General features: G+C 70.9%; 21 protein-coding genes. 7 read left to right on the forward strand and 14 right to left on the reverse strand.

Going from position 1 to position 26,362, the window contains the following annotated elements:
- Positions 1-3: 3 nt before the first annotated feature.
- The 5 genes from AOM03_RS11645 to glf are packed head-to-tail and all read right to left on the reverse strand — an operon-like array spanning position 4 to position 5,845.
- Positions 4-1,077, reverse strand: coding sequence for a glycosyltransferase family 2 protein (locus AOM03_RS11645; protein ID WP_062381561.1), 1,074 nt, complete (start codon positions 1,075-1,077; stop codon positions 4-6).
- A complete protein-coding gene (locus AOM03_RS11650; RefSeq protein WP_062381563.1) occupies positions 1,074-1,817 on the reverse strand; it encodes an ABC transporter ATP-binding protein in 744 nt (247 codons plus the stop codon). The genes AOM03_RS11645 and AOM03_RS11650 overlap by 4 nt, the downstream gene beginning before the upstream one ends.
- A complete protein-coding gene (locus tag AOM03_RS11655) occupies positions 1,817-2,704 on the reverse strand; it encodes an ABC transporter permease (protein WP_062381565.1) in 888 nt (295 codons plus the stop codon). Before AOM03_RS11655 ends, AOM03_RS11650 begins: the two co-directional genes overlap by 1 nt.
- Positions 2,697-4,688 carry a glycosyltransferase gene (locus AOM03_RS11660; protein WP_062381567.1) on the reverse strand — a complete coding sequence of 664 codons (1,992 nt, stop codon included), beginning with the start codon at positions 4,686-4,688 and terminating at the stop codon, positions 2,697-2,699. The genes AOM03_RS11655 and AOM03_RS11660 overlap by 8 nt, the downstream gene beginning before the upstream one ends.
- Complete coding sequence (glf, locus tag AOM03_RS11665) at positions 4,685-5,845, reverse strand: UDP-galactopyranose mutase (protein WP_062381572.1); 1,161 nt, start codon at positions 5,843-5,845, stop codon at positions 4,685-4,687. The genes AOM03_RS11660 and glf overlap by 4 nt, the downstream gene beginning before the upstream one ends.
- A 198-nt stretch (positions 5,846-6,043) precedes the next feature.
- On the opposite strand from glf, the gene AOM03_RS11670 reads away from it, so the two are divergent.
- Positions 6,044-7,864: a glycosyltransferase family protein gene (locus AOM03_RS11670; RefSeq protein ID WP_062381577.1), complete on the forward strand. Its 1,821-nt coding sequence runs from the start codon at positions 6,044-6,046 to the stop codon at positions 7,862-7,864.
- 24 nt (positions 7,865-7,888) lie between these two features.
- On the opposite strand, the gene AOM03_RS11675 is transcribed toward AOM03_RS11670, so the two are convergent.
- The 7 genes from AOM03_RS11675 to hisC all read right to left on the reverse strand — a co-directional run bounded on the left by AOM03_RS11675 (position 7,889) and on the right by hisC (position 15,656).
- Entirely contained in the window at positions 7,889-8,995 is a 1,107-nt protein-coding gene (locus AOM03_RS11675) for a glycosyltransferase (protein WP_082092386.1), read from the reverse strand.
- Between the two features lie 213 nt (positions 8,996-9,208).
- Positions 9,209-10,180 carry a glycosyltransferase family 2 protein gene (locus AOM03_RS11680; RefSeq protein WP_062381580.1) on the reverse strand — a complete coding sequence of 324 codons (972 nt, stop codon included), beginning with the start codon at positions 10,178-10,180 and terminating at the stop codon, positions 9,209-9,211.
- Positions 10,181-10,274: 94 nt separating this feature from the next.
- The gene (locus AOM03_RS11685) at positions 10,275-12,029 is read right to left on the reverse strand and encodes an LGFP repeat-containing protein (protein ID WP_062381582.1); all 1,755 of its coding nucleotides are present in this window, start codon (positions 12,027-12,029) and stop codon (positions 10,275-10,277) included.
- Entirely contained in the window at positions 12,026-12,637 is a 612-nt protein-coding gene (locus AOM03_RS11690) for a hypothetical protein (RefSeq protein WP_062381584.1), read from the reverse strand. The genes AOM03_RS11685 and AOM03_RS11690 overlap by 4 nt, the downstream gene beginning before the upstream one ends.
- A 109-nt stretch (positions 12,638-12,746) precedes the next feature.
- Entirely contained in the window at positions 12,747-13,574 is an 828-nt protein-coding gene (locus tag AOM03_RS11695; protein ID WP_062381586.1) for a glycosyltransferase, read from the reverse strand.
- Positions 13,567-14,511 carry a glycosyltransferase family 2 protein gene (locus tag AOM03_RS11700; RefSeq protein ID WP_062381587.1) on the reverse strand — a complete coding sequence of 315 codons (945 nt, stop codon included), beginning with the start codon at positions 14,509-14,511 and terminating at the stop codon, positions 13,567-13,569. The genes AOM03_RS11695 and AOM03_RS11700 overlap by 8 nt, the downstream gene beginning before the upstream one ends.
- A 50-nt stretch (positions 14,512-14,561) precedes the next feature.
- A complete protein-coding gene (hisC, locus tag AOM03_RS11705) occupies positions 14,562-15,656 on the reverse strand; it encodes a histidinol-phosphate transaminase (RefSeq protein ID WP_062381589.1) in 1,095 nt (364 codons plus the stop codon).
- Between the two features lie 33 nt (positions 15,657-15,689).
- On the opposite strand from hisC, the gene AOM03_RS11710 reads away from it, so the two are divergent.
- Complete coding sequence (locus tag AOM03_RS11710) at positions 15,690-16,079, forward strand: phage holin family protein (protein WP_062381591.1); 390 nt, start codon at positions 15,690-15,692, stop codon at positions 16,077-16,079.
- 139 nt (positions 16,080-16,218) lie between these two features.
- Here AOM03_RS11710 and AOM03_RS11715 read toward each other — a convergent pair whose 3' ends face one another.
- Together AOM03_RS11715 and AOM03_RS11720 are read right to left on the reverse strand one after the other, a co-directional pair.
- Positions 16,219-17,742: a hypothetical protein gene (locus AOM03_RS11715; RefSeq protein WP_062381593.1), complete on the reverse strand. Its 1,524-nt coding sequence runs from the start codon at positions 17,740-17,742 to the stop codon at positions 16,219-16,221.
- The gene (locus AOM03_RS11720) at positions 17,735-17,935 is read right to left on the reverse strand and encodes a hypothetical protein (RefSeq protein ID WP_062381594.1); all 201 of its coding nucleotides are present in this window, start codon (positions 17,933-17,935) and stop codon (positions 17,735-17,737) included. The genes AOM03_RS11715 and AOM03_RS11720 overlap by 8 nt, the downstream gene beginning before the upstream one ends.
- Before the next feature lie 273 nt (positions 17,936-18,208).
- On the opposite strand from AOM03_RS11720, the gene purB reads away from it, so the two are divergent.
- The 5 genes from purB to AOM03_RS11745 all read left to right on the forward strand — a co-directional run bounded on the left by purB (position 18,209) and on the right by AOM03_RS11745 (position 26,359).
- Positions 18,209-19,615, forward strand: a complete 1,407-nt coding sequence (gene purB, locus AOM03_RS11725) for an adenylosuccinate lyase (protein ID WP_062381596.1) — start codon at positions 18,209-18,211, stop codon at positions 19,613-19,615.
- A 33-nt stretch (positions 19,616-19,648) separates the two neighbouring features.
- Positions 19,649-20,485 carry a CPBP family intramembrane glutamic endopeptidase gene (locus AOM03_RS11730; protein ID WP_227589982.1) on the forward strand — a complete coding sequence of 279 codons (837 nt, stop codon included), beginning with the start codon at positions 19,649-19,651 and terminating at the stop codon, positions 20,483-20,485.
- Between the two features lie 28 nt (positions 20,486-20,513).
- The gene (locus AOM03_RS11735) at positions 20,514-22,988 is read left to right on the forward strand and encodes a lysylphosphatidylglycerol synthase transmembrane domain-containing protein (RefSeq protein ID WP_062381599.1); all 2,475 of its coding nucleotides are present in this window, start codon (positions 20,514-20,516) and stop codon (positions 22,986-22,988) included.
- Between the two features lie 66 nt (positions 22,989-23,054).
- A complete protein-coding gene (locus AOM03_RS11740; RefSeq protein WP_062381602.1) occupies positions 23,055-23,804 on the forward strand; it encodes an 8-oxoguanine DNA glycosylase OGG fold protein in 750 nt (249 codons plus the stop codon).
- Positions 23,805-24,286: 482 nt separating this feature from the next.
- Positions 24,287-26,359, forward strand: a complete 2,073-nt coding sequence (locus AOM03_RS11745) for a BNR repeat-containing protein (RefSeq protein ID WP_156157743.1) — start codon at positions 24,287-24,289, stop codon at positions 26,357-26,359.
- The last annotated feature ends 3 nt before the right edge of the window (positions 26,360-26,362 follow it).

Genomic DNA, 26,362 nt, shown 5'->3' on the forward strand with positions numbered 1-26,362 from the left:
CCGTCAACGCCCCGCGTACGCGTTCTGCCCCTCAGGGGCTTTCACGATACCCGCGATGCAGCCCGCCCCCCACGCGGCGTGCATGGTGGGCAGCACCGCCAGCAGCCGAACGCGCAGCGCCGGCGCCACGTCCGCGCGCGAGGCGGTCCACGCCAGCCATCCACCGTAGACGATGAACGGGCTGGCCCCAAGCCCGGCCACGAGCCACGCGATCGCGCCGTGCAGCGCGAGCGGCCCCACGACGAGCAGCACCGCGCCGATGACGAACGACACCACCAACGCGGGCGGCACGAAGTAGCGGATGGGTTGGCTCGCCCCGAGCCTGCGAATGAGCTCGCCGCGCCACCGGCCGGAGGCGTGGAACTGGCGCACCAGGGCGGGCAGGTTGGGGCGGGGCCGGTAGACCACCTCGAGTTCGGGCTCGAACCACACCACACCGCCCGAGCGCGCGAGGCGCCGGTTGAACTCCCAGTCCTCGCCGCGCGCGAGATCCTCGTCGAACCCCCCGATGGCCAGGACCGGCTCACGGCGGAAGACGCCCAGGTAGGCGGACTCCGCGAGGCCGGCCTCGCCGCCCGTGTGATAGATGGCGCCGCCGAGACCGGCGGGCGAGTTGTAACCCCACGCGACCGCCCTCTCGAAGCGGGACACGCCCTCGGCGCGCATGCGGCCTCCCACGTTCGCCGCGCCCGTCCGCTGCAGCGTGCGGATCGCCGTCTGCGCGTAGTCGGGCGGGAGCACCGCGTGCGCGTCGACCCGCACGATGTACGGGTGCACCGCCTCGGCGATGCCGATGTTCATCGCGATCGAGATCGCGTTGCGCGGATTGGGCAGCGCCCTCACGCGCGAGTCCTCTGCCACGAGCCGCGCGACGATCTCGTCGGTGCGGTTGCGGTTGCGGGAGCGCCCGAGCATCACGAGCAACTCGAACTCCTCGAGCCCGCGTTGCGCGAGCACCGATCGGATCGCGGCCTCGACGTGCCGCTCCTCGTCGGGCACAGGTATGACGAATGTCGCCGCGAGGCGCGCGGGGCGCGCATCCATGCGACGCTCGCGCGGCACCCCCGGCTCGCTCACGCCTCTCCCCTCATGCGCCGCACCACGGCATGCGGTTCATCGTCCATCACGACCACCCCATGCTCGAGCAGGATCCCGCGATCGCACAGGTCCGCCACCATGTTGAGATCGTGGCTCACGATCACGAGCGTCTTGCCCTCGGCGCGCAGCGAGCGGATGCGGTCCAGGCACTTGCGCTGGAACGGCTCGTCGCCCACGGCCAGGATCTCGTCGACCAGGAACACATCGGGATCAGTGTGCACCGCGACCGCGAACGCCAGGCGCAGAAACATGCCCGACGAGTAGAACTTGACCTCCTGGTCGATGAACTCCTCGATCTCGGAGAACGCGACGATCGCCTCGAAGCGCTCCTCGATCTCCGCCTCGGTCATGCCCAGGATGGCACCGTTGAGGTAGACGTTCTCGCGGCCCGTGAGGTCCGGGTGGAAGCCGGCGCCCACCTCGATGAGGCCCGCGATGCGGCCGCGCACGCCCACCTGGCCCTCGTCGGGGGTGAGCACACCGGAGATGCACTTGAGCAGCGTGGACTTGCCAGAGCCGTTGAAGCCCAGCAGCGCCACCGTCTCGCCCTCGGCGATGGTGAGCGAGACATCCTTGAGCGCGGTGAACTCGTCGACGTTCTCCGAGCGGCCGCGCACCCACCGGGCGACGGTCTCCTTGAGCGAGTGGACGTGGCGGAACCGGAAGCGCTTGACCAGCGCGTCGACGACGATGGCCTCGCGGCCCGTGGCGGACCCCATCACAGCTCCTGCGCGAACGTGCGGGACATGCGGGTGAACACGCGGTCGCCCACCCACAGCAGCACCACGCTGACCGCGAGCGCGATGACGCCACGGGTCATGACGTGGTCGACCAGGGCGCCGTCGCGGATGCCCGGCTCGGCGGCGTTCCACCAGAAGGCCCGGTGGAACAGCTCGACGGCGATGGTGAGCGGGTTGGCCTGGTAGAGCCAGGTGAGCCAGCTGTCGGCGCCGAAGTGGTCGCGGACCAGGGCGATGTTGTACAGCACGGGCGAGAACCACACGGCGACCATGAGGATGAGGTCGACCGTGTTCTCGGTGTCGCGGTAGGCGACGTTGATCGCGGCGAACAGCAGGCCCAGGCCCAGCGCGAACACCAGGGTGAGGGCGATGCCCAGCACGCCGGCGACCACGCCCAGCAGGTCCGGCCGCCATCCGGAGATGAGCGCGCCGACGACGAGGATCACCAGCTGCGGCAGGAAGTGCACCAGCGCAACCAGGACGGAGGACAGCGGGAACAGCTGGCGCGGCAGGAAGATCTTGCGCACGAGCGCGCCGTTGCCCACCACGGAGCGGGTCGCGTTGCCCAGGATCTCCGAGAACAGGTTGATGACCACGATGCCGGAGAACAGGAAGATCGCGTACGGCGGCAGCGACCGGGACAGATTGAGGAACTGCCCCATGACGAAGTAGAAGACGGCGAACTGCGCGCCGGGCTTCACATAGGACCAGGCGAGGCCCAGCACGGAGGCCTGGTAACGCACGCGCAGCTCCTTGCGGACCAGCAGCGTGAGCAGGTAGCGGTCGCGCACCAGGCTCAGCAGCCCGCGCGCGACCCCCGGACGCTCCATCCCCTCGGGAAGGGGACGGAGCGCGGCGTCAGTCATCCGTGTCGACGGCGTTCGCCTCGAACGTCGCCTGCCACGCCTCGGGCGAGGTCAGCTCGCCGTGGGCGGCCTGGTACTGCGCCTGGACGCGGTTCCACCGCGCCGCGAGGCGGCGGTGCAGCGCCGCGCTGCGCATCAGGTAGCTGCGGAACTTCTCCGGGTCGCGGACGTACAGCGACGCCCCGGTGCCGTCCGCGGACGTGACCACGGCCGAGTCGAGGTGCGACAGGCGCCACCACTTGGCGGCCATCGCCGCCACGCGCTCCTCCGGGACCTCGAGCGCGGCGGCGCGGACGGGGCGCATCTGACGCATGGCGCCCGTGATCGCGGAGGCCACGAAGCCGACCGCACTGTGGGGCCGCTCCGGGTCCCTGCCACGGGCCGGCGGGCGGTGACGGCGAGTCAGCGGGTACGCGGCAGGGTCCTTGCTCACGCGGGCGTCAGGGTGCTCGGCGCGCATGGCGCGCACCTCGGGAAGCGAGGTGCCCAGCGTCCGGTGCAGGTGCGCGGGGCCGTTGAGCAGGTCCTCGAGCGCCTTGAGTCGCAGCTCCACCGCCGAGTACTGCAACTGCAGCAGGTGGCGGATGTCGTTCTGGAAGCTCTCGCGGATGAGCGAGCCGCCTCGCATGTAGGGCGAATAGATCAGCGCCATCAGCCAGCGGTTGCGCTGGTGGTAGTACGCCTGCCAGTCGATCGTGTCGTCCTTGTCCGTCCACGGCACGTGCCACACGGCAGCGCCCGGAAGGGTCACGGTCGGGTAGCCCGCCCTAGCCGCGCGCAGCCCGAACTCGCAGTCGTCCCACTTGATGAACACGGGCATCGCCAGGCCGATCGCCCGCACCGTCTCCACCGGGATCAGACACATCCACCAGCCGTTGAACTCGGCGTCGAAGCGGCGGTGCAGCCACCGCGTCGCGGAGAGGTTCTGCTGTGCGAAGTCGTGAGCCTCCTCGGTGCCCGGGAAGGGCCCCCAGAAGAAGCGGTACTTGTTGACGCGTTCGGCCCAACTGTGCAGCTGCGCTTTCGAGTACATCGAGAACATGTGCCCGCCCACGATCGACGGCTGGCGGCAGAAGTCGGCGAACATGACGGCGCGGCGGATGCCCTCGGGCTCCGACACCACGTCGTCGTCGAGCAGCAGCACGTAGGTCGAGTCCTGCGCCTGCGAGGCCTCATACATGCCGCGGGCGAAGCCGCCCGATCCGCCCAGGTTGCCCTGGCGGATGAGCGCCAGCCGGTCGCCCAGGATCTCCTGGGCCTCCTCGAAGCCGGGCTCGTCCTGCACCAGCTTGTTGCCCTGATCGATCACGAAGACACGGTCGATCACGTCGTTCAACGCGAGGGCCGAGCCGAGCACCTTGAGCTGCGCGACGCAGTAGTCGGGCCGGTTGAAGGTGGTGATGCCGATGCTGGCGGTGCCCTCGCAGCGGCGGAACGAAGACGCGACGCTCCACTCCGCGGAAGTGAGGACCACGTCCTCATCGTTCGCGTGGAGGTCGAACCAGTACCAGCCGCCGTCGCCGAACGGCGCGAGCGGCAGGTCCACCGTCGAGGTTCCCGCGACCGCGTTGATGAGGGTGACCCGCTGCGACTCGCCGCGGGAATTGGACTTGTAGACCACCACGGTGGCCTCGCCCTCGAGCTCGACGGACAGGCGCACCTTGTCGACGTCGGTCCACCGCCGCCAGTAGGAGGCCGGGAACGCGTTGAAGTACGTCGCAAACGAGACTCGCGAGCCCTTCTCGAGGCCGAGCGAGCGGCGACCCAGAATCCCGACCCCCGCATCGGTGCCGATCGCTGCAACCGCGCCCACGACGGGCTGCGGATTCTTGCCCGAGGGGCCCTCGGCCGCGGGGCGCGCCATGGCGAAGTCGAGGTACAGCGGCAGGGTGTCCGGGTCGCCGCCCTCGGGCAGCACCACGCGGTGCACCACGGTTCGCTCGCCGGTCTCCTGCGCGGTCGAATCGGGTGCCACGACGGTCACTTGGTGCCTCCGAACATCGCCTCGAGCTTGTTGTCCACGAGCGACAGCGCGGAGCTGATCGCCATGTGCATGTCGAGGTACTGGTAGGTGCCCAGGCGACCGCCGAAGAACACGTCCTTCTCGCCCGTCATCAGGTCGCGGTACCTCTCGAGGCGCTCACGGTCCTGAGGGGTATTGATGGGGTAATAGGGCTCGTCGCCGCGCTCGGCGAAGCGCGAGTACTCCTTGACCACGACGGTCTTGTCCTTCGGGTACCAGTCGCGCTCGGGGTGCAGGTGGCGGAACTCGAGGATGCGCGTGTACGCCGCATCGGCGTCCGCGTAGTTCATCACCGAGGTGCCCTGGAAGTCGCCCACCGGAAGCACCTCCTGCTCGAAGTCGATGGTGCGCCACGACAGGTCGCCGGCCGAGTAGTCGAAGTAGCGGTCCACGGGGCCGGTGTAGATGACCGGGACCTGGCCCACCACGGCGTCCTTGTTGACGGGGCTCGCGGAGTCGAAGAAGTCGGTGTCCACCCGCACCTCGATGTTCGGGTGGTCCGCCATGCGCTCGAGCCACGCGGCGTAGCCGTCGACCGGTAGGCCCTCGTACGTGTCGTTGAAGTAGCGGTTGTCGTACGTGTAGCGCACCGGCAGGCGGCGGATGATGGACGCCGGCAGGTCCTTGGGGTCCGTCTGCCACTGCTTCATCGTGTAGCCCTTGATGAAAGCCTCGTACAGCGGACGGCCGATGAGGTTGACGCCCTGCTCGTCGAGGTTCTGGGGCTCCTTGCCGCCGAGCTCCGCGGCCTGCTCGAGGATGAGCGCCTTCGCCTCCTCCGGCCCCATGGCGGCGCGGAAGAACTGGTTGATGGTGCCCATATTGATGGGCATCGGGTACACCTCGCCCTGATGCGTCGTGTAGACGCGGTGCACATAGTTCGTGAACGCGGTGAACCGGTTGACGTACTCCCACACGCGCTCGTTCGAAGTGTGGAACAGGTGGGTGCCGTATTGGTGGACCTCGATGCCCGTCTCCGGCTCGGGCGCGCTGTAGGCGTTGCCGCCGATGTGGGGACGCCGGTCGAGCAAGAGGACCTTGGCGCCGAACCGGCTCGCGAGTTGTTCGGCGACGGTGAGGCCGTACAGGCCCGAACCCACCACGATTGCGTCGGTCATGAATGCACTCCTCGAGGTCGACGGGCGTCCGCTAGGGTCCCAGCACGACAGTATCAACCATGAGGCCTGGGACCGCGAGCAGAGCCCGGCCCGCCGCGGGCCCGTCCGGTATCCTCCTGAACCGAACCCGCGCCGCGACGCGCGCCGCTGACGGAACCGCAGCGCCGGCCTCCGGCGCCTCAGACCAAGGAATCCTCGATGCGCCTCACCTCCTCCCCGATGCCCTTGAGCTTCACCGGGGAGAGCCCCAAGCCCCAACTGCGCGACAGCCGCTGGTGGTGGGTGCTCGCCGCGGTGTCGGTGGTGGTGCTGATCGTCGTGACCATCGTCGTCGCCCGCTCCGCGTGGGCCCCGCGCACGCCGTGGGACGAGAACGGCGTGCTCATGCTCGCGCGCGTGATCGCCGGCGATGACGACGTCCCGCTGATGATGACCCGCGGCTACTACCCCGCGACGTCCTTCCTGGTGGCGCCGGTCTACTGGTTCACCCACGATCCGCTCGTCGTCTACGGCTGGGCCAACGGCATCACCAACGTCGTGGGCCTCGCCACCATCCTCCCGCTCATCGGGATCGCGCGCCGCGTGGGCCTCAACCTGCCCCAGGCGATCACCGCATCGGCCATCGCCCTGTGCATGCCCGGCCACACCGGCCTGTCCGACTACGTGCTGACCGAGCAGCCGCTCCAGCTGTTCGTCGCCGTGGCGATGTACGCCGCGCTGCGCTTCTGGGAGACGCCGCGTTGGGGCTCGGGCGCGCTGCTCGTGGGATCGTCCCTGCTCGCGCTGTTCACGCACCCGCGGGCCATGATCGCGGTGGTGGTGGCGGGCATCTGGCTCGCGGGACTGCTCATCGACCGCACGCGCCGCATCCCCGCGCTCATCGCGCTGGCGCTCCTGGTGCCGGGCGCGCTCCTCACCAAGGCGGTGGGCGACCACATGGCCGCGCTCATCATCGTGGGCGACTTCGGCCAGGGCGCGTCGCTGTTCCAGGCGCTGACCGACCCGAACTTCTTCCTCATCGGCAAGATCACGGTGATGCAGACCTGGGCGCAGATGGTCGGCACGCTCGGCATGATCTCGCTGGGCCTCGTGGTCGTGTCCCTCTGGACCTACGTCGAGATCGTCCGCCGCCGCGGGTTCGGCCCCGGCGTGTTCATCTTCGGCATGACCGTGGGCGGCGCAGTCATCTCCTTCCTCAACTGGTCCACCGAGGCCAGCCAGCTGGACCAGGGCAACCCGCGCTTCGACTCGTGGGTCTACACGCGCTACATCGACCCGTTCGTCACCGTCGCCGTGCTGCTCGCCATCGCGGCGCTCTTCATGCGCCTGTCGTGGCCCGTGATCGCCTCGGCGCTCGCCTTCACCGGCGTCTGGTGCCTGGTCGCCGTCTACGTGTTCGGCGACTCGCTGCCCACGTGGGGCTCCTCCGCCGGGCCGGGCAACATCGCCGCGCTGCGCGGCTGGGACTGGTCGTGGCCCACCGAGGCGCACGAGATCCCGCTGACACCCACCTTCACCAGCGCCAACCGGTTCTGGCTGCTTGCCTCGGTCACCACGTTCGCGGCGCAGCTCGTCAGCGCGCTGGCCTCGCGACACCCGCGCCTCCTCGCCGGCGGCCTCATCGGCGCGTACGGCGCGTACTCGCTCGTGTCCAACCCGGAGCTCGCCCGCGAGACGCCGTACCGCATGGAGCGGGCGATCGACGAGGTGGAGCAGTACACCGGCGGCGCTCAGGTGAGCATCGACTTCGATATCGAATGCGGCACCAACCTGGCCACCCGCGAGACCACCATCAACTGGCTGGGGTACTGGTTCGCGCCGCGCGACGTCGACGTGATCTGGCCCAGCGAGGAGGAGGCCGATGCGGAGGTCATCGTCGCCTGCGCCGGCTGGGAGCGCGCGGACGAGTACGGCGCGGTGGCCGTGATCGACTCGAACAACTACGGCTACGAGGTGTGGGTGCCGGAGGGCGCCCTCCAGGACGTCCTGGTGGCCACGGGCTACGCGATCGAGCGCTGACGCCCCCGCCGAACCCCGGGTTCGTCAGCGGGCGAGCGCCCGGACGCGGTCGATGAGCGTCCGGCCGAGCGCCTCGGGGCTGTAGGTCGCGGCGGCGAAGTCGCGCCCGCGCGCGGCCAGTGCCGCGGCCCGGGAGCGATCGGCTGCGAGCGCCTCCAGCGCATCGGCCAACGCCACCGCGTCGCCCGGCGGGACGAACGCGACCGCGTCGCCGAGCATCCGGCGCTGCGGCGGGGTGTCCGAGGTCACCACCGCGCATCCCGCGGCGAGCCCCTGGTAGACCTTGTTGGGCACCACGCGGGCGCCCTTGTCGGTGGTGCCCACGATGCCCAGGCACACGTCGTGCGACGCGACCAGCGCGGGCAGCTCGGCGGGCTCCACCCAGTCGCGCCACTCGACGTCCGCGTCGCCCGCGGCCTCGCGGGTGGCCTCGAGGTCCTGCCCCGAACCGATCATGGTCAGACTCACCGCCGCGCCCCGGTCGGCGAGGATGCGGGCGGCGGCACCGATGGTGGGCGCGCCCTGCAACGGCGTGTAAAGGCCGTAGAAGACCACGCGCAGCGGGCCGTCGTGCGCGCCGGCCGGCGCGCGACCCTCCCCCACCGCGAACCACTCCCCGGGCGCGCCAACAGGGACCACGACACCCTTGGGGGCCTGGCGCGGGGACAGCATCGCGAGGTGCTCCTCCGTGTCGAGCACCACGACGTCCGCAGACGCGAGCGCCCAGCGGTCCAGCAGCTTCAGCGCCGCGCGCATCGCACCCCCGCCCACCTGCCTGTCGCTCGCGGTGTCCGCGGCGAAGATGAGGTGGTCGAGGACGATGCGGGCGCGGGGGAACATCAGGCGCGCCGCGATGACGTCGAGATGGCCCAGGTAGCCCACCAGCAGCACGTCGCGCTCGGGCAACGCGCGCGTGCGCCGGTGCAGCCTCGCCCACACGCGGGGCATCTTCGCGACGCGGCCGAGCGCGGCCCGCTTCGACGCAACCTGCGCCACCCGGTCCGCGGTGGATGACGTGTCCGGCTCGTTGACCTCGACCACGCGGGCTCCGGCCGCGCGCAGGCCGGCGAGCAGAATACCTGCGCGGGGGTGGCGGGCGGCGTCGTAGGTGCCCCAGCCCACCACGGTCATGCCCTGACGAGCTCGCCGTTCGACGGCCCGATTCATGCCACCGACGCCGCGACGAGAGCCGACCCGTCAGACGCGGGCGAGGTGGACCGCATGGGCTCTTCCTCGGACGGGAGGTCACGGGGATGGATCAGCGCGTGACGCGCGGCTGGGCACCTGCCGAGCGGTGCACTCGTCACGCACGCGACACTCATCGGCCGTTGTTCCACCTCGGCCTCAAACGCCGTCGCTCAGCGGGGACGCCGGGCGGGCAGGTCCGTACTGGCGCTCCTTGAGCCTCTCGAGCGTCTGTTCATGCAGGATGCGCCCCGTCTTGAGCAGGTCGGAGAGGACTCCGAGCGCAATGGAGAGCAGCGCCCCGATGATGAGCAGCGTGCCCAGCATGAGCGACTGGAAGTGGTTGCCCTGGTCGTTCATCAGCAGCAGCACCGCGTACCGCACGAACGGGAACAGGCCGATGAGCCCGAAGATGGTGGCCAGGGTCGCGAAGATGGTCCACGGCTTGAACATGATGTACGAGCGCAGGATGGCCTGGCCGGACTTGAGCATGTGCTCGAACACGTTGGAGAACAGCCGCGACTCGCGTGTCTTGGGGTTGGTGTCGACCTCGATCGATGCGATCGCGAGGCGCTTGTTGCCCGCCTGGATGATGGTCTCCATGCAGTAGCTGAACTGGGTGACCACGTTGAGCCGGTACAGCGAGTAGCGGGAGTACGCGCGGAAGCCGGACGCCGCATCGGGCAGGTCCGTGCCCGCGGCCTTGTTCACCACCCACGAGCCGAACCGCTGCATCGTCTTCTTGAACGGTGAGAAGTGCTCGATGGTGTGCGTTTGGCGGTCGCCGATGACAATGTCGGCCTCGCCGCGCAGGATCGGCTGGACCAGGTCGTCGATCCGCTCCTGCGGGTACTGGTTGTCGCCGTCCGTGTTGACCACGATGTCGGCCCCGTTGGCCAGCGCGTAGTCCACGCCGTCGCGGAAGGACTGGGCGAGGCCCATGGGTTTGGGGTGACGCAACACATGCGCGCCGAACTCCTTGGCGATCTCACCCGTGCGATCCGAGGAGCCGTCGTCGATGATCAGCAGCTCGATCTCGTCGATTCCCTCGATGTGGCGGGGGATCGAGTCGAGGACGATCGCGAGGGTCGCCTCCTCGTTGAGACAGGGGACCTGGACGAAGAGCTTCACGCGAGCCAGGGTAGCCGAGCAGCGCCTCAGGGCGCGTGATGCGGGGCGTGAGCCTCACACACGGCCGAGATCTCGGCCACCGTCCCACCGACCGTCACCCAGCCCGCGGGCCGTCCCAGTCACCCACCAGCACCACGTCGTCAGGACGCCCGTAGTCCACCACGTGATCCGCCGCTCCCGAGCCGAGCGAGTTCTTGATGTGGTAGGTGCGACCCCGGCGGATGGTGAAGGTGTCGCGACCGTCGGCGTTCCAGTCGCCCACCAGGACCGCGTCGCCCACCCGGCCGTAGGTGAAGGTGTGATCGGCCCCGCCGCCCGCAAGGGAGTTCTTCACGTAGAGGGTGCTGCCGCGACGCACCGCGAGGGTGTCGACGCCGTCGCCATTCCAGTCGCCCACCAGCACCTCGTCGTCTGCGCGACCGTAGACCACCACCGCATCGGCCTCGCCACCCGTGAGCGAGTTCTTGAAGTAGTACGTGGCACCACGGCGCACCGCGAGCGTATCGATACCGTCACCGTCCCAGTCCCCGACAAGGACCTGGTCCGCGGGCCGGCCGTAGACGGCCACCACATCGGCCTCCCCGCCCGTGAGCGAGTTCTTGAAGTAGTACGTGGCACCACGGCGCACCGCGAGAGTATCGGTGCCACGACGCCACGGGCTGAGGTGCAGCCACTCCTCCGGGGAGACGACCTTCACCGCATCCGTCCCCTCCTGGGTCAGCACCATGTTCTGGAACTCGATCGCGCAGAGCCCGTCGAGGCATCGCAGCTCCGTGGTGGGCCAACCGAAGTCGCCCGCGGGACCGCCCGCGGCGATGTAGGCCTCGTGCATCGCGGTGCCGGCCTCGAAATACGCGCCCGTGCCGGTCGCGGTCGAGTGGTAGATCGTGCCGAAGTCGAAGGTCTGGTACCAGCCACCCCCATGGGCGACCTCCTCGATCGCGGAGCTGATGGGGCCGCCCAGCGTCTCCTGACCGCCGCGCGCGTTGTAGGTCTCGAGGATCGGCGAAGTCACCGGCAACCGGGTGGTCGAGCCGAACCACGAGGTGTAGTAGCCGTAGAAGTTGCGATTGCCGTAACTGGAGCAGACGTCGCCCTTGCCGAAGCCGGCGTCGAGGGCCGCCTGGTTGGGCACGTACGGGGTGTAGATGTACAAGCCGGCCGTGGCCTGGTTCTCGATATACACGTCGACCGTGGGGCAGTCCTTGGTCGCGTCGGTATCGGACGGGTGGTGCTTGATGATGTTGGTGCGCCCCGCCTGATAGTTGTACCGAGTCGGCAACGCCTGGTAGCGCTTGAATTGCCAGGCGGCGGTGTAGACCTGATTGAAGAAGCCCGCGTACTCGGGTTTGCAGCTCCCGTCGTCAGGGCAGGCATATCCCATCGCCTTGCGGTAGCGGAAGTCGCTCGGCCACGTGTGGGTGACCAACCCCTGCTCCTTCTGGAGCGTGACCAGGAGGGTCTTCTGGCTGATCCCGCACGAACGGGCGACGGCGTCGATGATCTGCGCCGCGGTTTGCACGAGGCCGCCCTCGTAGCCCCTGCAGAAGTCGTCGGCGGAACGCTCGGAAGTAGTGGTCGAGTAGTCCTTGAGGCACACGATCGGATCGTGCTCGCCGGCGCTGAGATCCTCCCGGCAGGTCTTCACCTTGCCTTCGAGGAACGTCTGGATCTGCGCCGCGGTCATCGAGTTGGAGTCGTAGAACAGATCGTCGGTGATGATCATTCCCGGGTCGAAGTCGTCCATGATGGACGACGCCGCCGCGGACTCCCCGTTGCCGGGCACGATGAGCGCCGCGCTCAGCGCGACGCCCGCGGTCAGCGCGAGCGCGCGCCTGACAATGCTCACGGAAGCGTCACCTCTCTCGGCGCGCTGGCGCCCTCGAATCCGTCGGCCGCGTAGCGGACCACCAGCGTGGCTGTCTCGCCGGAGTGTCCCTCGACCCGCACCTCGAGGTCGGCGGCGCAGCTCGACGAGGTCGCTGAGCGTTCGGCGGGGCCGGTGGCGGTCTGCAGGGTGCCGGCAACGGCCACCTCGAGAGTGCACTCGCCGTCCTCGGCCACCACGGCCTCGACCAACGCGGAAGCGCTCAGGAAGCCCGCGTCCACGCCCCAGCCGGTGAGCTGCACCACGACCTCGGCCACGTCCTCGCCGCCCGTGGGCGTCGGGGTGTGCTGCGGAAGGTCCACGGCGACGCCATCGTCCGGGTCGTTCGAGATGGTCGCGGTGGGCGCGGGCTCGGGGATCGCGGGTGCCGTGGAGGTGGGCTCCGCGGTCGCCGATGCGCCCGGAGACGGGCTCGCACTCACCTCCGGGGCAATACTTGGCGCCTGGGTGGTCGGCGCATCGGTCCCCGCGGTCGCGGTGACGCGCGGCACCGAGGCCACGGGCGACGCGCTCGCGCCCACCTCCCGACCGGCGCTGGTGCACCCGGCGAGCACGACCAGCGCGCTCACGGCCGCGCACGCCCCAGCGACTCTCGACACCGCTATTCTCCGACTCACGTGGCCCATGGTGTCGGAAAGCCCGGCGACTATGGCCGCGCCACGCGGATTGTGACGCGGCTCACTGCTGCTTGCTGCCGAACACCCGCCGGTAGAGGTTCCGGCGCACCACGGTGGGCACCAGTCGGTAGCCTCCCCGCACCACGATGTTGCGCGCGTATTCGGCGCGCGTGGTGAAGCCGATGCTGCGGAAGGCCCGTTGCACAGCGACCTCCGAGCGAAGCATCTCGAGGCCGCCGCGGCGCTCGTACGCGCCGGCGTCGACGCGGTAGCCCAGGAGCGGCTCGGCGACGTTGTCCACGCGCGCGCCGCCGTGGATCATCCGGGCCCACAGCCAGTAGTCCTCCATGCGCCCCAGCGGCTGGAAGCCTCCCGCGGACCGCACCGCCGAGCGCCGGAACACCACCGTCGGGTGGTTGAACGGCGAGTGGAAGCGCGCGAATGGGGCAATGGCAGCGCCCGTGGGAGGGATGCGCGAACGGACCACGTGCGTGAGGTCGCCGTGGAACTCGACCAGGCCGGAGCCGATCAGGTCGAGGCCCTCGTCCATGCGGGCCACCTGCCGCGCGAAGCGTGGGGGCAGGGACAGGTCGTCGGCGTCCATGCGGGCCACGACATCGTGCGCGACCGCGTCGAGCCCGCGCTCGAGCGCGGTCGCCAGGCCCATATTCGCCTCGAGGTTCACCCGGTTCACCGGCACCGGCGAGGCCGCCGCGAGAGACGCGAGCGCGTCCTCGAGATCGTGCGAGACCGGGCCGTCGCGCACGATGACCACCTCGGCGGGCTGCCGTGTCTGCTCGTCCACACTCGAGCGGAACGCGGACGTGACGTGTTCGGGGACGTCGCCGCCGTAGACCGGCAGGAGCAGGGAGAAGGGTGCGTCAGCCATCGGCGCCCCCGTCGATTCCGCGCACCGCGTCACCCAACCCGGCGAGCACCAGGGAGTTGGGGCGGGGGTCGGTGGTCCAGCCCTCGCGCCACCCCTCGACGAAGGCCGCGCGGAGCACGTCGCGCTGAGCCGACTTCGCGAACGTCCGCGCCCAACGCATCACCGACGACCCGCCGTACATGACCTTCTCGCCCGCCACGAGGGACCGCGACCGGCGCAGCATCCACACCTTGTTGCGCACCTCGAAACGGAACCGCGCACCGGGGTCCACGTCGGTGGCGCCCAGTTTGGCGGTCTTGTGCACCACCACGGAGGCGGGCACGAAGATGCCGAGCCGCTCGCGCAGCACCCGGGTGGAGAACTCGAAGTCGTCGTTCCAGATGAAGTAGTCGGCGAGCGGCAGCCCTGCCTCGCGCACCGCATCGGCCGCGACCAGCATCGACACGAACGACGAGGAACGGACGCTGATCGCCCCCACGGCCGCGGCGGCGGCCGCGCGTTCGGGCGCGTCGAACGCGCGGGCACGCGGCGTGTTCATCGGGTGGTCCGAGCCGTCGTGCCACACGACGCGGGAGCCCGCGACCGCGGCCCCGGAGGCCGATGCGGCGTCGACGAGCTCCGCGAGCGCCGTGGGCGTGGGGATGGTGTCGTCGTCCATAAGCCACACCCAGTCGGGCCTATGCGCGGCGACTGCGCGGTGCAGGCCCACGGCGAAGCCGCCGGCCCCGCCGGTGTTGCGCGCGAGCGCCACGACGTCGGCACCGGGGGCAGCGACCCGCGCCGCGTCCGCAGAGCCATCCGTGGACGCGTTGTCCACCACCACGACCGCGTCGGGCAGGCGCGTCTGGGCCGCGAGCGCCTCGAGCGCCTCGACCAGCAGGTCGCGGCGGTTGTACGACACGACCACGGCGACGACGCGCTCGCGGGTGGATGACATGGCGCCAGTCTCTCAGGTCGAAGCGGCCGGAAGAATTCGTTCCGTCCCGGTCAGCGCGCGGCGAACGGTGCGTCCGCGAGCGCGGCGAGGAATGCGTCGTTCTCCGCGGGTGCGCCGATGGTGACGCGCACGCCCTCGCCTGCGAACGGGCGCACCAGGATGGCCGGGCTGAGCCCGCCCAGGTGCGTCGCGAGGGGGATGGCGTCCTCGCCCAGGGCGAGCCACACGAAGTTGCCCTGCGCCTCGGGGAGCGTCCACCCGGCGGCGCGGAGCGCATCGGTCACGCGGGCCCGCTCGGCGACGACGTCCGCGGCCCGGGCCGCCACCTCCTCGGCGGCGTCGAGCGCGGCGACGGCGGCGGCCTGCGCGGGGCTCGAGACGGAGAACGGGGTGACGCACGCGCGAATGGGCGCGATGAGCGCGGGGACGCCCACCGCGTAGCCCACGCGCAGGCCCGCGAGGCCCCAGGCCTTGGAGAAGGTCCGCAGGACCACCAGGTTGGGGTGGCGGTCCAGCAGCGCGAGGCCATCCGGGGCGTCGTCGGCGCGCACGTACTCGAGGTACGCCTCGTCGAGGACCACCAGGACCCGGCGCGGCACGGCGGCGAGGAAGGCCTCGAGCTCGCCGGTGCGCAGGGTGGGACCCGTGGGGTTGTTGGGAGAGCAGACCATCACCACCCGGGTGCGGTCCGTGACCGCGGCGGCCATGGCGGGCAGGTCGTGGCGGGCCTCGGCGTCGAGGGGGACCGTGACGGGCTCCGCGCCGGCGATGCGCGTGAGGATCGGGTAGGCCTCGAAGCTGCGCCACGCGAACAGCACCTGGTCGCCCGGGCCCGCGTACGCCTGGAGAAGGTGCGCGAGCACGGCGACCGAGCCGGCCGCGACCGCGATGTGCTCCGCGGGGCGGCCCACGTGCGCGGCGATCCTCCCGGTGAGCGCGGTCATGGCCATGTCGGGGTAGCGGTTGACGCCCTCGGCCTGGGCCCGCGCGGCAGCCGTCACGGCCGGCACCGGCGCCAGCGCCGACTCGTTCGAGGACAGCTTGATGGGCGGGACGTCCGCGTCCCCGCGGGCTCCGGGGACGTAGGCGGGAAGCGCCGCGACCGAGGCGCGGGGCGTGGGCAGGGCGTCGTGCTCCGGGGTCATGGGGGCAAGGATGGCATGTGGAATGCTTCAGCCATGCGTTTCGTGATCGTCTCCGCCATCACCGCCGTGGCCGTCTGGCTCGTCACCCTCCTGCCCCTCGACGTGGTCGTCGACGGCGGGGAGACCGGGACCTGGGCTCGCCTGGGCGTGTACCTGCTCATCGGCGCGGTGATCGCGCTGGCCAACATGATCGTCAAGCCCATCGTCGACGTGCTCACCCTGCCGGTGAAGATCCTCACGCTGGGACTGTTCTCCCTGGTGGTGAGCTGGTTCATGCTGTGGTTCGCCGCATGGCTCACCACGCTGGTGCCGTGGGCCGAGCTGTCGATCGGCGGCTTCTGGCCCACCCTGGGCGCCGCGCTGCTCATCTCGATCATCACCGCGGTGCTCAGCGCCGTGGTGCCGGGGGCGCGCAAGCGCTGAGTTCGGGGCGCTCGGGGCGCTCGGGGCGCTCGGGGCGCTCGGGGCGCTCGGGGCGCTCGGGGCAGGCGACACGATTCGCTCCCTGAGACGCATCCGCGGCTCGAAAGCGACACAATCCGCTCTTCTCGGGTCGGCCGGTTCAGGAAGCCGGGCGATACGCGGTGAGCGTGGCGGGGCCGGGTTCCAGGAACGGGCTCGCGCCCTGGCGCCAGGCGGTGGACGATGCGGTGAGCCCCTCGTCCACGAGCGCGGCCGTCTGGGCGTAGCCCTCGAGGGCGTGCGCCTGGCCCGGGGTGGTCGACCGGTCCGGGGCGTCCGCGCGGGTCGAGGCACGGCGGTCGTGGACCACGGTGGTGCGATTCGCGGCGGCGGGGTTCGTGCGGCCGTCGAGCCCGGGGACCAGGTCGCGCGAGTTCTCGAGATGGAGCGTCTGGACCGCGGCCGGGACGGCGATCCGGCCCGTGGGCGAGCCCGCGGTCACCACGTGGGTGACGGTGAACCGCGGCGCCGCGAGGGCGTCGCCGGTGCCCGGGCGCGGCGGCCCAAGTGCCGCGACGGCGCCGGGCCCCGCGTGGGCTCCCGCGGCCGGCGCGCCGCCGAGCCACCCTCGCGTCGTCGCCCCGACGGTCGCCGCGAGCAGCGTCGCGATGATGCCGCCCTGGCTGTGGCCGGCGAGCATCACGGGCTCGGTCCGCCCGATGCCGTGCGCCTCCATCGCCTCCACGACGAGCCTCGACATGTCCGACGGGTCGCCGGTCACGGCGCGCGCGTTGGCCTCCATGTCCGCGGGGTTGACGTCCCTGACGCCCCAGTCCTGGGTGCCCGGGATGTAGACGATGTGCCGCCGTCCGGACGCGTCCTCCCGGGTCTCGATCGCCACCGCCGCGCCGCCGAGCGCCTCGACCGCGTCGAGCCGGGCCATCACCGAGGACAGCGAGTTCGCTGACTGTCCCAGAGCGGGTGCGGCGGCGGCCGCCGAGCCCGCCCGCGCGGCGGCTGTGAGCTCCGCCTCCAGGTCCACGATGGTCTCCAGCTCGCCGGACTCGGGCTCCAGGAGCCCCTCGGCGCGGGCGAGCGCCTCCGCGAGGGACCGTGCCGACTCGTCGTAGTCGTCGAGCCGGGCCATCGCGGCCGACGTGTTGGGCTCGTTGACCAGGCCCGTGATGGCGGGCATCGCGGACCGAGGCAGCAAGGCGTCGGCGACCCCGGGGACGCGGGCCGGCACCGCCATCCCCACCGGCGTGGTCCAGACCAGCACTCCCGCCCACGCCCGCCGCGCCCAATCCGCGATTCCCGGCAGGTCCGTGAGGACGCCGCGCGCCCCTCCCACCTCGCGCACCCGGGCGAGGACCCTCGCCTCGGCGTCCAGGTACGCGGCGCAGGCCGCTGCGGCGCGTGCCGCGAGGTCGTCGAGCCGGCCGGACTCAGCGGCCGAGGCGGCGGCGGCCTCCCCCAGCCCGACGGCGCGGGCCGCGGGCCCATCGTGCATGCCCGTCGCCACCCCCGAGCCGGCCAGTCGCGCCGCGACCGCCAGCGCCCGCGCCGCCGCGTCGAGCATGCGGGCCGCGTCGCGCATGGCGACCGTCGCGGACTCGAGCTCGTCGACCGCCACCTCGACGCCGCCGACACCGCCGTACGTCCAGGCCTCGGCCGCCTCAGCCACCCGACGCTCCCCAGCCGGCCAGATCCCGGACGCGCTCCCGCAGCATCGCGGCCGCGCGAGCCCGGTCCTCGAGGGACCGGCGGTAGCCGTCCGCGGCCGGGCCGCGGTAGTCCACCCGGGCCGCGCTCGCCAGCACCGCGAGAGCGTCGGAGATCTCCCTCTCCGCCGCGGCGATGAGCTGGTCCACCTCCACCCCGTCGACGGTAGGAGCGCACCGACACCCGAGCCCCGGCGCGGCCCGGGCCTGGGGATCGGGTGCTGCGCGGCGGCCTGGGAGCATCGGCGGAGCCGGGCAGGGCCGGGCAGGGCCGGGCAGGGCCGGGCACGGCCGAGCAGGGCCGGGCACGGCCGAGCAGGGCCGGGCGGGGCCGAGCAGGGCCGGGCACGGCCGAGCAGGGCCGGGCGGCGCCCGGCGGGTCCCCACCCGGCCCCCGTCCGCGCATCGTCCCCATGGAAGAATGTCCGCGTGACCTGGAACTCCCTTGCCGACCTCCAGCCCCCCATCGCCCTCGGGCCGCTCGACGGCCGCTATCGCGGCGCCGTCGCGGGGCTGGTCGACCACCTGTCCGAGCCGGCGCTCAACCGCATGCGCCTCCACGTCGAGGTCGAGTGGTTCATCCACCTGTGCGCGACGGCCGCGGTGCCGGGTGCGCGCGAGCTCACCGACGAGGAGACGGCGCTGTTGCGCGGCATCCCCGCCGGGTTCGACGCGGAGACCATCCGCGAGCACGCCGAGTTCGAGAAGGTGACGGTCCACGACGTCAAGGCCGTCGAGTACGTCATCAAGGCGCGCATCACGGGCACGAGCCTCGAGCCGCTGAGCGAGCTGGTGCACTTCGCGTGCACGTCCGAGGACATCAACAACCTCTCCTATGCGCTCATGGTCAAGGGCGCGGTCGAGGACGTGTGGGCGCCGGCCGCCGCCGCGCTCATCGAGGACGTGAAGTCTCTGGCACGCGCCGCGAAGGCGACGCCCATGCTGTCGCGCACGCACGGCCAGACCGCGACGCCGACCACGCTGGGCAAGGAGTTCGCGGTGCTCGCGCACCGGCTCGAGCGGCAGCTCTCGCGCGTCGGCCGCCAGGAGTTCCTGGGCAAGATCAACGGCGCGACGGGCACGTTCGGCGCGCACACCGCGGCGGTGCCGGGCACGGACTGGATCGAGGTCTCGCGCACGTTCGTCGAGGGCCTCGGGCTCACGTGGAATCCGCTCACCACGCAGATCGAGTCCCACGACTGGCAGGCCGAGCTCTACGCGGACGTGGCCCGCTACGGCCGGATCCTGCACAACCTCGCGACCGACGTGTGGACGTACGTGTCGCTCGGCTACTTCGCGCAGGCGACCACCAAGGGCTCGATCGGCTCGTCCGCGATGCCGCACAAGATCAACCCCATCCGCTTCGAGAACGCCGAGGCGAACCTCGAGATCTCCGCCGCGCTGTTCGACACGCTCGGCGCGACGCTCGTGACCTCGCGCCTCCAGCGCGACCTCACGGACTCGAGCTCGCAGCGCAACATCGGGGTCGCGTTCGGGCACTCGCTGCTCGCGATCGACAACGTCCGGCGAGGCCTGAAGACCCTCTCGGTGAACGATGCGGCGCTCGCCGCGGACCTGGACGCCTCCTGGGAGGTGCTCGCCGAGCCCATCCAGTCCGCGATGCGTGCGGCCGCCGTCGCCGGCGTGCCCGGGATGGACAATCCGTACGAGCGTCTCAAGGACCTCACCCGCGGGCACGCGATCGACGCCGACGCGATCCGCGCCTTCGTGGGCGGGCTCGACCTGCCCGCGGATACGGCGGAGCGCCTCGCGGCGCTGACGCCGGGCGGGTACGTGGGCCTGGCCGAGTCGCTCGTGGACCGGTTCCTCCAGTAGGACGACCACCAGCTACCCCTGGGAGGCGGAGACGTGGCAGAACCGACCACCAGCTACCCATTCGGGGCTGAGGGCGCGGCGGCACCCGCGGGAGCGAAGTCGTCGGGCGTGAGCAGGCCGCGGCTGCGGGCCGAGGTGCTCATCGTGCTCGGGCTGTCGCTCGGGCAGTCGGCGATCTTCGCCGCGATCCGCCTGGTCGAGCGGTACATGGCCACCACGCCCATCGGCGGGCAGTCGACCACGCTCAACCCGTCCGCCTCCCAGATCGACTGGCTCGACTTCTTCCTCCAGCTCCTGCGGATCGGCTTCTCGCTCATGCCGGTGGCGCTCACGCTGTACCTGCTGAGCCAGCGCGGCGCATCGTGGGCGCGGCGGCTGGGGCTGACCGGCCCCGGCCGCGCCTGGTGGCGCGACGTGGGCTGGGGCTTCATCCTCGCGGCGTGCATCGGCCTGCCCGGGCTGGCGCTGTACTCCATCTCCCGGGCGATGGGCCAGACGGTGCGCATCGACACGTCCGGCCTCCCCGACCTGTGGTGGTCGGCGACCGTGCTGCTGCTCGCGGCCGCGGCGGCGGGCGTGCTCGAGGAGTTCATCGCGGTGGGCTACCTGGCCACCCGGCTCAAGGATCTGGGCTGGTCCGTGCCGGCGATCATCCTCGCGTCCTCCCTGCTCCGCGGCGCCTACCACCTCTACCAGGGCTGGCCCATGGCGCTGGGCAACGTCGTGATGGGCGTCGTGTTCACCTACGTCTACCTGCGCCGGGGCCGCCTCGCACCGCTGGTGCTCGCGCACTGGACGCTCGACGCGGTGGCGTTCGTCGGCCCCGAGGTGGTGCCGCATTCTTGGATGACGGCACTTGGTCTCACGTAGCGGACATTCGCCCTCTTAGACTCGGGCCATGACGTCGGCCGAGCCCCTCGCGAGCGAGGACGCGCACCCGGACAGGCCTCCGGTGCGGATCGTCGACGAACCCCAGACGCGGGTGCGCCGGACCACGGACCTGCTCGCGCTGATCCTCACGCTCGTCGGCGTCGTGCTGGTGCTGCTGCTCGCCGAGTACGCACTGTCCACCACGCAGGGCATCTCCCAGGACATCGCCGACCTGTCCCCGCTGCTCCAGCGCATCCTCGTGGCGCCGGTGAACCTGTTCACGGGCATCGTCGCCATCGTCATCCCCGGCGTGATGATCGTGGACCTGCTCGTCCGTCGCGAGCCCCGGCGCCTGGTCGAGATGCTCGGCGCGGCGCTGCTCGCGCTCGTGCTCACGGTGGTCGTCGCCATCGCCGTCGTGTCCTGGGGCGACACGGACCTCATCACCGCGATGTCCCCGCGGGGGGCGCCGGCGCCGCAGTTCCCCGCCACCGTCGCCGCGAACGTCGCGCTGCTCACCGCGGCCGGCCGCCGCAACGCCCGCCGCACCCTGGGCCTGTCGTGGAACATCCTGTGGGTGGCGCTCGCGATCGGCACCATCTCCGGCGTCGTCACCATCCCGGCGACGCTGCTCACCATCCTCCTCGGCCGCCTCGCGGGCCTGGGCCTGCGCTACTGGCTCGGCTCGACCGCGGACCGCGCCTACGGCCGGGACTTGGTCGAGGGCCTCGAGCGCGCCGGCTTCCAGCCGCGCGCGATCGTGCGCGCGGACATGACGCACGAGCACGAGCACCCCGAGCTGGACGCGGTGACCGATGCGCTGGCCAGGACCCGCTCCGGCCGCGTCTACGCGGTGACGACGGTGGAGCAGTTCCACCTCCTCGCGGTCGCGCTCGACGGCGACCAGCAGGCCGCCGGCTTCCTGTCCAGGCTGTGGAACTCGATGCGCCTGCGCGGGATCGACACCCGCGCGGACGTGTCGCTGCGCCAGACCGCGGAGTCCACGGCGCTCGTCTCGCATGCGGCGCGCGTCGCCGGCGTGCGCACCGGCCGTGTGCTGGGCATGAGCCAGATCCGCGACACCATGCTCGTGGTCTATCAACGCCCGCCGGCCTCGCAGCCGCTGTCCGACATGCCCGACGAGGAGGTCACGGACGCGCTCCTCGACGCCATCTGGGCGGAGATCGCGCGCAGCCACGCCGCGGGCATCTCGCACCGCGGACTCACGGCCGACTCGATCCTGGTGGCCGAGGGCCCCACCCCGGAGGAGCCGCTCGTGTGGCTCACCTCGTGGGAGATGGGCGAGACCGCCACCTCGGAGCTCGCCAAGCGCATCGACGTCGCCCAGGTCCTGGCCGCCACGTCGGTGGCGGTGGGCGCGGAGCGAGCCGTCGCATCGGCCTTCCGCACCCTGGGCGACTCGGACGTCGAGCAGGCCGCCCCGCTGCTGCAGACGATCGCCCTGCCGCGCGGCACGCGCGCGGCCATCAAGGCGAGCGACGACCACAAGCTGCTCGAGTCCGTGCGCGGCGCCATCCTGGCGCGCTCGCCCGAGGCCGAGGTACAGAGCGAGGACATCACCCGGTTCGGGTGGAAGACCGTCATCACGATCGGCCTGGGCCTGGTCGCCGTGGGCGTGCTGGTCGCGAGCTTTAATACGCAGGACTTCATCGACGCGGTGCAGCAGGCGAACCCGTGGTGGCTGCTCATCGGCTTCGCGTGGGCGCTGCTGACGTTCGTGGGCGCGGGGCTCGCGCTGGCGGCGTTCAGCCCCATCAAGCTGCCGTGGAGCCGGGTGCTGTTCACGCAGGTGGCGGCCGCGTACATCTCGATCGCGGTGCCCGCCGGCGTGGGCCCGGCGGCGCTCAACCTGAGGCTGCTGACGCGGCGCAAGGTGGCCACGCCGCTGGCCGTCGCGACCGTGGCGCTCGTGCAGGTGAGCGCGGTGGTCGTGACGGTGGTGGGCCTGATCGTGCTCACGCTCGTGTCGGGGTCGAACGGCGCGCTGGCGGCGCTGCCGAGCACCTCGGTGCTCATCGGGCTGGGCGTCGTGGTCGCGGTGTGCGCCGCGGCGCTCACGGTGCCGGCCGTGCGGTCGTGGGCCTCCAAGCGGATCATGCCGACGCTGCGCCAGACCTGGCCGCGCCTCACCCAGGTGCTGGGCCAGCCGTGGCGCCTCGCGCTGGGGCTCAGCGGCAACCTGCTGCTCACCGTGGGGTTTGTGGGCGCGTTCCACGCGTCGCTCTCGGCGCTCGGCCAGGAGCTCGCGATCATCGACGTCGCGGTGCTGTTCTTCGTGGGCAACGCGGTGGGTGCGGCCGTGCCGACTCCTGGTGGTCTGGGTGCGGTGGAGCTCGCGCTGACCACGGGTCTCACCGGTGCGGGAGTGCCGTATCCGATCGCGCTGTCGTCGGTGCTGATCTACCGTCTCTTGACCTATTGGCTCCGGATGCCCCTGGGCTACGCGGCCATGAAGTTCCTGGAAGGCAAGGGAGAGCTGTAGCTGTGTCAGTTGGGAGCGCTATTGTAGCGACGCACCCGATCGTCTATCGCTCGAAGGTTAAACTCCATGCCGATTCCGCCAACGTTGAAGGCCCAGATTTCGCTCAACACGGTCCAACCAGCATTCGCCATCAACGTCGACTCGTGGCGTGAGTGGCTCAACGGTGTCGGGGTCAACTTCGACGACTTTGGGATTCCCGACCGGCTCGATCGCATGGCCGTTTCCACGATTGTGCACGAGCGCCTGGCGAACGGCCTCACCTCCGCTTCGAACGCGAGCGGGATTACGTGCGCATACATTGCTGTGAACGCTTGGGGCTACGGAGACGCCGGATATGGGCCGCATCGGGTGGCGGAGGCCCTCGCCGGAGGCCCCCAGACTGGACACCGAACGGTCGACTCCACTGTGCTCGACCGGCTGGGCGAGGGCGCCAAGCTGGTGCTCGACCCTGACTACGCGCGAGCATCGGCCGAGACTCAGGGGTGGAAAGCAGGCGACTTCGAACTCGACCCCTCGACGTACGGGTACTACTACCTGAACAACGACGTCGGCCACGTTCGTGGCCTTGGGCCAGCGTTCTTCACGAAATGGCTGTGGGCAGTCTCCACACAGGGAGACCCCGAGACGGCATCGGCGCTCCCGATCCTCGACAAGCGGGTGCTCACATGGATGAATGCCAACTCAGATCTGGAGCTGGTCGACGGGCGCACGCCGTCATATGGAAAGTACGTCGAGCGGATCCGCGAGTGGGCTCGCGAGGCTGACACCACGCCGGGTCGGGTCGAGGAAGCCATCTTCGCTTTGACCGCACGCTAGGCGAACTGCCCCCAGGCCAGAATGCCGATCAGCCGGCGGCTGCGCCGAAATCGGTTCACGAAGGGGCCAGGCCCGGCCGACAACGGACTGGATGCACCTGGGAATTGCTCAGATACGAAGGCACCGTTTCGCGGCCTCCAGCCCGCCGCCCGAGCCCGTCTCGTGCTCAGACCCATCTGAGGAATTGCTCACCTACGGATGGATCTCACATTTGTTGCGCGGGAGGCGTGTGGCGACGCTCCGCTCCAGTTGCGACATCGACGAAGGCCAGTAGCGAGACTCGCCCCGGCCGCGCGCCGGCCCGATGCCTGTGAGTTCCGTCACGCCCCTCCAGGAGCGCCCGATCGAGCGGTCTGAGCGCGGCTGCGCCGCCGCTATTCTGGCACCGCTCTCCAGCCGCGCACCTTGCGTGTACGCCATCCCCAGGGAGCTGTCCCCGGTCCACCCCACCGGCACAGTCACGCCCACCTTGGAGGCACTAGGTGTCACAACTCCGTTCGACTTCTGCACCCCTGCGCGCCTCGATCCTTCGCGGGTGGGCAGGAGCCCTCGCCGCTGCGGTGCTGGTGACCGCAGGCCTGACGAGTGCGTCGGACGCCGCGGCGACCAACACCGAGACCGCGGCGCCGGGCGCGCTGACGGCGAGTCCGGGGAGCCGCGGCACGGATACGCTCGCGGTGCGCCGCGGCAACACCTACTTCATCAAGAACTCGCTCACGCCCGGGGCGGCGGACATCACCTTCGCGTACGGCCGCGCAGACGACGTTGTGCTGGTGGGCGACTGGAACGGCGACGGCATCGACACCCTCGCCGTCCGCCGCGGACGCACCTACCACTTCAAGAACTCCCTCGACGGCGGAGCCGCCGACGCCGTGGTCGTCTACGGCCGCGAGAACGACACCGTCCTCGTCGGCGACTGGAACGGCGACGGCATCGACACCCTCGCCGTCCGCCGCGGACGCACCTACCACTTCAAGAACTCCCTCGACGGCGGAGCCGCCGACGCCGTGGTCGTCTACGGCCGCGAGAACGACACCGTCCTCGTCGGCGACTGGAACGGCGACGGCATCGACACCCTCGCCGTCCGCCGCGGACGCACCTACCTGATCCGCAATGCAGTTTCCACCGGGATCGCGGATCGCGTGGTGAACTACGGGCGGGAGGACGATGCGGTGCTCGTGGGCGACTGGGATGGCGACGCGGCGGGGTCGCCCGACGACGAAGCCGCGCCCGAGTCGCCTGACGACGACGAAGACTCGATTCCCGTGAGCGGTCCGCTCAGTTTCGACGCCGCTGTCGCGACGGTTTCGGAGTTGGGCGCCGCCTGGGCGGGCAGCTCGGTCAACGCGACCAGTTTCCGCCGCAGCGCCATCGTCTCCGGAACCTACGAGGGTGTCGAATTCCAGGTCGCCTCGTACTACTCGCCTACGGGTGACGTGATGCTCGCCCGCAGGGACGAGGGCGAGGCGGAGTGGACCGTCACGCGGACCGGGCTCACGGGCAACGTCGACGACGCGCACAACGTCATCTCGCTCGGCGTCGACGGCAACGGCACCGTCCACCTGTCGTGGGGCATGCACAGCGCGCGACTGCGCTACGCCACCTCGGCCGAGGGCGGCCAGGGCGCGGTCAGGGAGGTGCCGATGCTGGGCACCGACGAGGCTCATGTCACGTACCCCGAGTTCTACACGCGCACCGACGGCGACCTGTTCTTCCTCTACCGCAACGGCGGCAGCGGCCACGGCGACCTGGTGCTCAACAGGTTCGACGCCGCAAGCGGCGCATGGTCGCGCGTGTCGACCGCCGTGATCTCGGGCGAGGGGAAGCGAAGCGCCTACTGGCAGGCCGCGCTGGACGCGAACGACTGCCTCCACCTCACGTGGACGTGGCGCGAGACTGCCGACGTCCGCACCAACCACGACGTCATGTACGCCGTGGCGACCGATGACACGGCCACCCGCTGGCAGCGGCACGACGGCACTCCGTACTCCCTCCCCATCACCGCGGCGACCGGGGACGTGGTGGTCCCGATCCCGCAGGGCTCGAACCTCATCAACCAGACCGGCATGACCGTGGACGCGGCGGGCGTGCCGTACCTCGCCACGTACTGGGAGATCGGGGGCGTCACTCAGTACGCCGTCGTCACCCCGCGGACGGGCGAGTGGACCGTCGAGAACACGGGCATCCGGACCACCATGTTCGATCTCGGCGGCATAGGCACGCGGGCGCTGCCGCTGTCCCGCCCCGATATCGCCGTCACCGGGTCCGGGGACGATGCGGTGGCGTATCTCATGCTGCGCGACCAGGAGCGCGGCAACGCGTTCACGATCGCGTCGCGCCGGCTTGCGGGGGACGATGCGTGGTCGCTTCGCGACGTCACCGCCTCGTCCGTCGGCCGGTGGGAGCCCTCATACGACCGTAGCGCGTGGCATCGTTCGGGCGAGCTGACGCTCTACGTCCAGCAGGTGGCGCAGATCAACGGCGACACGGTTGCGATGGATAGCGCGGCGCCGGCCTATGTCGTCGACCTCGACCTCGGGGCGCTCGCCCGGTAGGAC

Source organism: Demequina pelophila (assembly GCF_000971175.1).
Lineage (GTDB): Bacteria > Actinomycetota > Actinomycetes > Actinomycetales > Demequinaceae > Demequina > Demequina pelophila.

What these genes read in the sequence shown, in the direction of transcription:
- AOM03_RS11650 (WP_062381563.1), bottom strand. Translation starts at nt 1,817, where the DNA reads ATGGGGTCCGCCACGGGCCGCGAGGCCATCGTCGTCGACGCGCTGGTC.
- AOM03_RS11655 (WP_062381565.1), bottom strand. Translation starts at nt 2,704, where the DNA reads ATGACTGACGCCGCGCTCCGTCCCCTTCCCGAGGGGATGGAGCGTCCG.
- glf (WP_062381572.1), bottom strand. Translation starts at nt 5,845, where the DNA reads ATGACCGACGCAATCGTGGTGGGTTCGGGCCTGTACGGCCTCACCGTC.
- AOM03_RS11670 (WP_062381577.1), top strand. Translation starts at nt 6,044, where the DNA reads ATGCGCCTCACCTCCTCCCCGATGCCCTTGAGCTTCACCGGGGAGAGC.
- AOM03_RS11675 (WP_082092386.1), bottom strand. Translation starts at nt 8,995, where the DNA reads ATGACCGTGGTGGGCTGGGGCACCTACGACGCCGCCCGCCACCCCCGC.
- AOM03_RS11695 (WP_062381586.1), bottom strand. Translation starts at nt 13,574, where the DNA reads ATGGCTGACGCACCCTTCTCCCTGCTCCTGCCGGTCTACGGCGGCGAC.
- AOM03_RS11700 (WP_062381587.1), bottom strand. Translation starts at nt 14,511, where the DNA reads ATGTCATCCACCCGCGAGCGCGTCGTCGCCGTGGTCGTGTCGTACAAC.
- hisC (WP_062381589.1), bottom strand. Translation starts at nt 15,656, where the DNA reads ATGACCCCGGAGCACGACGCCCTGCCCACGCCCCGCGCCTCGGTCGCG.
- AOM03_RS11710 (WP_062381591.1), top strand. Translation starts at nt 15,690, where the DNA reads ATGCGTTTCGTGATCGTCTCCGCCATCACCGCCGTGGCCGTCTGGCTC.
- AOM03_RS11735 (WP_062381599.1), top strand. Translation starts at nt 20,514, where the DNA reads ATGACGTCGGCCGAGCCCCTCGCGAGCGAGGACGCGCACCCGGACAGG.
- AOM03_RS11740 (WP_062381602.1), top strand. Translation starts at nt 23,055, where the DNA reads ATGCCGATTCCGCCAACGTTGAAGGCCCAGATTTCGCTCAACACGGTC.